This is a genomic window from Oleiphilus sp. HI0080 (genome assembly GCF_001635135.1).
Genome location: NZ_LWFU01001113.1, coordinates 1 through 1,290, shown reverse-complemented (window position 1 = coordinate 1,290; position 1,290 = coordinate 1). Strand labels below are relative to the sequence as shown.

Here is a 1,290-nt window from a genome sequence, read left to right as displayed (position 1 = left end):
CTCCCGAAACCCTTTGATCTCGAAGATGCCGTATCACTCTCTAAGCGTGCGATTGCCCACTCTCAAGAACAGCGCGCTAAAAACAACGACGTCTCGGCAACCAAAGTCAGTGAAAGTACCGAAATTATCGGCGAAGCACCCGCCATGCAGGAAGTGTTTCGCGCAATTGGTCGACTCTCCCACTCCAATATAACGGTGTTGATCAACGGCGAATCGGGCACTGGTAAAGAGCTTGTCGCCAAAGCGCTGCACCAGCACAGCCCCAGAGCAAGCGAGTCCTTTATCGCGCTAAACATGGCCGCCATTCCAAAAGACCTGATTGAATCGGAACTCTTTGGCCACGAAAAAGGCGCCTTTACTGGTGCTGGCGGCCAACGNACAGGTCGCTTTGAGCAAGCGAACGGCGGTACGTTGTTTCTCGATGAAATTGGGGACATGCCCGCAGATACCCAAACCCGCTTATTACGAGTGCTCGCTGACGGTGAGTTCTACCGGGTAGGCGGCCATACGCCAGTAAAAGTCGACGTTCGAATCATTGCGGCAACACACCAAAATTTAGAACACCTAGTTAACGAAGGTTCGTTTCGAGAAGATCTCTTTCATCGCTTAAACGTGATTCGCATCCACCTTCCAAAGCTTTGTGATAGAAGGGAAGACATCCCCAAGCTAATGCACTTTTTCTTAAGTCGCGCAGCAGAGGAACTTGCCGTAGAGCCAAAGGTTCTCCGACCAGAGACCGAAGATTATTTGAGCGCATTACCGTGGCCAGGCAATGTAAGACAGCTTGAGAATACCTGTCGCTGGTTAACAGTAATGGCAAGTGGTCGAGAGATCCATGTGTCAGATTTGCCTCCCGAGCTACTACAACACAGCGATGTCTCGCTCACCGGAAGTACTTGGCAAGAGGGATTACGCAAATGGGCCGACCAAGAGTTGAAAAAAGGTCAAAGCGCCATTCTAGATACAGCCGTCCCAGAGTTTGAGCGTATCATGATTGAAACAGCGCTCAGTCATACGAGCGGGCGCCGACGGGATGCTTCGATACTGCTGGGCTGGGGAAGAAATACCCTTACTAGAAAAATCAAAGAACTCGGCATGTCCGCCGATGAAGAAGGCGATGAAGAATAGCGTCTGAAGATTGAACTTTATGTAGTAACAGGGGTGTTCGTCTTGCTAGAAATGCTGGACGAAACATGCCCTGCAACAAACAGAAGAGAGATACTTTAAACCCCAGGCATTCACGGTAGAGAGAGCCATTACGCACTGACAGAACGCTAACCGCAACCTATT

Annotated in this window: 1 protein-coding gene; it reads left to right on the top strand. The window is 50.3% G+C overall.

From position 1 onward, the window contains the following. Positions 1-1,128 (top strand): nitrogen regulation protein NR(I) (gene ntrC / locus A3751_RS20210; RefSeq protein ID WP_068458698.1); only part of this gene is annotated, 1,128 nt, incomplete at its 5' end. Between the last annotated feature and the right edge of the window lie 162 nt (positions 1,129-1,290).